Source organism: Streptomyces bobili (genome assembly GCF_002154575.1).
In the GTDB taxonomy this organism is placed as follows: Bacteria; Actinomycetota; Actinomycetes; order Streptomycetales; family Streptomycetaceae; genus Streptomyces; species Streptomyces bobili.
The window spans coordinates 1-3,244 of the sequence record NZ_MUBA01000357.1 but is presented as its reverse complement, the minus strand read 5'-3'; the positions used below and the strand labels follow the sequence as shown (position 1 = coordinate 3,244).

General features: G+C 71.5%; 3 protein-coding genes and 1 pseudogene. 1 reads left to right on the top strand and 3 read right to left on the bottom strand.

Features of this window, described 5'->3' with window-relative positions; genetic code table 11:
• Window positions 1-265 (bottom strand): annotated as a pseudogene (locus tag BZL64_RS26340) (alpha/beta hydrolase); the annotation flags it as partial.
• Between the two features lie 126 nt (window positions 266-391).
• Window positions 392-1,339 carry an FkbM family methyltransferase gene (locus BZL64_RS26335; protein WP_086771673.1) on the bottom strand — a complete coding sequence of 316 codons (948 nt, stop codon included), beginning with the start codon at window positions 1,337-1,339 and terminating at the stop codon, window positions 392-394.
• 176 nt (window positions 1,340-1,515) lie between these two features.
• Between BZL64_RS26335 and BZL64_RS26330 the strand changes: the two genes are divergently transcribed.
• Window positions 1,516-2,397 carry an LLM class F420-dependent oxidoreductase gene (locus tag BZL64_RS26330; protein ID WP_086771672.1) on the top strand — a complete coding sequence of 294 codons (882 nt, stop codon included), beginning with the start codon at window positions 1,516-1,518 and terminating at the stop codon, window positions 2,395-2,397.
• Window positions 2,398-2,473: 76 nt separating this feature from the next.
• Here the strand turns inward: BZL64_RS26330 and BZL64_RS26325 are convergent, their stop codons facing one another.
• The gene (locus BZL64_RS26325) at window positions 2,474-3,037 is read right to left on the bottom strand and encodes an NAD(P)H-dependent oxidoreductase (RefSeq protein WP_086771671.1); all 564 of its coding nucleotides are present in this window, start codon (window positions 3,035-3,037) and stop codon (window positions 2,474-2,476) included.
• Window positions 3,038-3,244 lie beyond the last annotated feature (207 nt).

Below are 3,244 nucleotides of genomic sequence, written 5' to 3'. Positions count from 1 at the left end.
GACCTGACGGCCGGTCGGGGGCCGGGGCGGTGGGCCGGCAGATCAGCAGCGAGATCTCGGGGGAGCCCTCGGCGCCGGGCACGGTCCGGTCCTCGACCTCGAACGCGCCGCCGGCCGTCAGGTCCACCTGGGCCAGCAGCGCGATGCCCGGGGACCGCCGGACGGTCTCGATGTCCTCCACGCTCATACCGGGAGTGATCATGTCCTTGATCAGTTCCAGGGCGGCGGCGAGTTCGGGGTCGAAGGGCGGCGGGACGGTCGTCATGGTGTCTCCTCACGCGGGAACGCGGCGGCTCGTCCCGCCATCCTCGGCGCCCCCGCGCCGGGCGGAGCCCCGCCGGACGGCGGAACCTGCCCGCCGTCCGGCGGGTACCGCCGCAGGCCCGGCCCGCTACGGCGTGGGCGCCGCGTCCGCGCGCATCAGCACGCAGTCGAACTCGATCACCCGGCCGGTGGTCGCCTCGCGCGTCACCGGGTACATGCCGGTGATGCCGAACCCGGCCGCCTCGTACGTCGCGACGGCCTCGCCCATCCCCGGGCTGCCCTCGTACAGCCGCAGCACGGCGACCTCGGACTGCATGCCGACGAACTCCTCGACCCGCTTCCCGGCCCCGGCGAACACCTCCAGGTCGTAGCCCTGGGTGTCCATCTTCAGGTACGGGCGGGGATCGGCGAGGCCGTCCAGCGCCTCGTCCATGACCTCGTCGAGCCGGCGGATGCGGATCTCCTCGGTATCGGAGGTGTGGAACCGGCTGTAGCGGTCCTTGCCGTAGTCACTGGGCCCCAGCAGCGAGTTCATGGTCTTCCAGCCGGTGTGGATCTCGGCGGTCGTCTCCTCCCGGCCCAGCCCGCACCGGTACACGTGCCAGTCGGGGTCCCGCTCCGCGGCCTTCTCCAGCTTGGCGAACGTCTCCGAGGTCGGCTCGAACGACACGATCCGCCCTGCGTAGCCGAGCCGGCGCAGCCGCCGGGCGTACTGGCCGCTGTTGGCCCCGACGTCGAAGACACAGTTCGCCTCGTACAGGGCGAGCATGGCGGCGACGTGCTGGGTGCACAGGTATTCGGCCGCCGCGAGCTGCAGCTTGCGTTCGTCCTGTCCGGCCGTCGTGTCCAGGAGGAGCACCGCACCGGTCTCGCCGAGCCGGACGGCGCTGGTGGCGCCCGGGTCCGGGGCCGCGCCGCCCTTGTTCCGCCGGACGATCCAGGTGCCCTTGCCGGCGCCGGTGACCGACAGGGGGGCGGCGGAACGGGACACCAGCGCCGTCCCCGGGGCGATGTCGGTCACCTGGACGCCGATGCGGGGCATCAGCCGCAGGAGTCGTCGATAAAGAGTCTGCATCCCGTCAGCCCTATCAGACATGGCGGGGTGCGGTCGCCCCGTTGAACGACATTCGTCGCCGGGGTTAACCGCCTTCTTACATGCGGCGTGTTCCGGGGTCTTTTCTTGACTTCGAGAGCGCTCCAGCACCTAGCGTCGTCACGGTTCCTGAGGACGGCCGGTGAACGGAGACGGACATGCGTGTCGGTGTGCACATCAACCAGTTCGGCACCTCCGGGGGCGGGCCCGCGCTCGGCGCCGAACTCGCCGCGGCCGGGGCCGCCGCCGAGGCGGCCGGGGTGAGCCGGCTGTCGGTGATGGACCACTACTTCCAGATGGAGTTCAACGGCGGCGCCGGGGAGCCCATGCTGGAGGCGTACACCACGCTGGCGTTCCTCGCCGCGCACACTTCCACGGTCCGTCTCGGCGCGCTGGTGACCGGGGTGACGTACCGGCACCCCGGCCTGCTCGCCAAGATCGCCACGACGCTGGACGTGGTGTCCGGCGGCCGGGCCTGGCTGGGTGTCGGGGCGGCCTGGTACGACCGTGAGCACGAGGGCCTGGGCGTGCCGTTCCCGCTGGTCGCCGAGCGGTTCGAGCGACTGGAGGAGACCCTGCGGATCTGCCGCCAGATGTGGGACCCGGCCGAGGACGGGCCCTTCGAGGGCAAGCACTACCGGCTGGCCGAGACCCTGTGCGTCCCGGCGCCGGTCAGCACGCCGCACCCGGAGATCCTCATCGGCGGCGGGGGCGAGCGCAAGACGCTGCGGCTGGTCGCCCGCTACGGCGACGCCTGCAACCTGTTCGCCTCCTCGCCCGAGGAGGTCCGCCACAAGCTGGAGGTCCTGCGCGGCCACTGCGACGCGGAGGACCGCGACTTCGGCACGATCCTCAAGACGCTCACCTACACCGGCGACGCGGCCACCGAGGGGAATCTGGACGCCTTCCTGCGGGACGTGTCCGGCTACACGGAGCTCGGCGTGGACACGGTGATCCTCGCCCCGAGCCTGGGGGAGACGTCCGGATGGCTGGAGCGGTTCGTCGGACCTGCGGTGAAGCGGCTGGCGGAACTGGACTGAGTCCGCGGCGGAAGGGGCCCGGAGAACACTCCGGGCCCCTTCTCGCTCCAGCTGTGCCGCTCTGTCGCCTGGGCGATCAGGCGGCGACGGTCTCGCCCGCGTGGCCGTGCAGACGGGCCACGACCTCGGTCAGCTGGGCGGCGACCTCGGCGTCGTCCGCCGGGTGGGTCTCGGCGAAGCGGGTCAGGGAGCCGGGGATGGACAGCTTGAGGTCCTCGATCACCTTGGCGCCGGCGATGCCCACGGCCTTGCGGGCCTCGTCCTGCGCCCACACGCCGCCGAACTGGCCGAACGCGGTGCCGACCACGGCGGCCGGCTTTCCGGCGAAGGCGCCGGCGCCGTACGGGCGGGACAGCCAGTCGATGGCGTTCTTCAGGACGGCGGGGATGGTGCCGTTGTACTCGGGGGAGAAGAGCAGGAAGGCGTCGGCGGCCTGGGCGGCCTCACGCAGCTTGGCGGCGGCGGCCGGCACGCTGCCCTCGACGTCGAGGTCCTCGTTGTAGAACGGGATGTCGGCAAGGCCTTCGAACAGAGCGACCTCAGAGCCCTCGGGAGCGACCTTGACGGCCGCCTCGGCGAGCTGACGGTTGGTGGAACCGGCGCGGAGGCTGCCGACGAGCGCGAGGATGCGGACAGACATGGGTCACTCCCAAAAGGCTGGAACATTGTCGTAAGGAACCGGACCGGGGTCCGCTTCACTGTTCTAGCACCTTAACCGGACCGCGGTCCAGTTTCATTCCCGGTGCTTTACGCTGAGTTCATGTCCGCCCTCCTGCCGCCCCTCCCCGGACCCGAGACTCCCCTCGACGGCCCCGAACTGCTCCAGCTCGGGTCCGGGGAGGGGCGG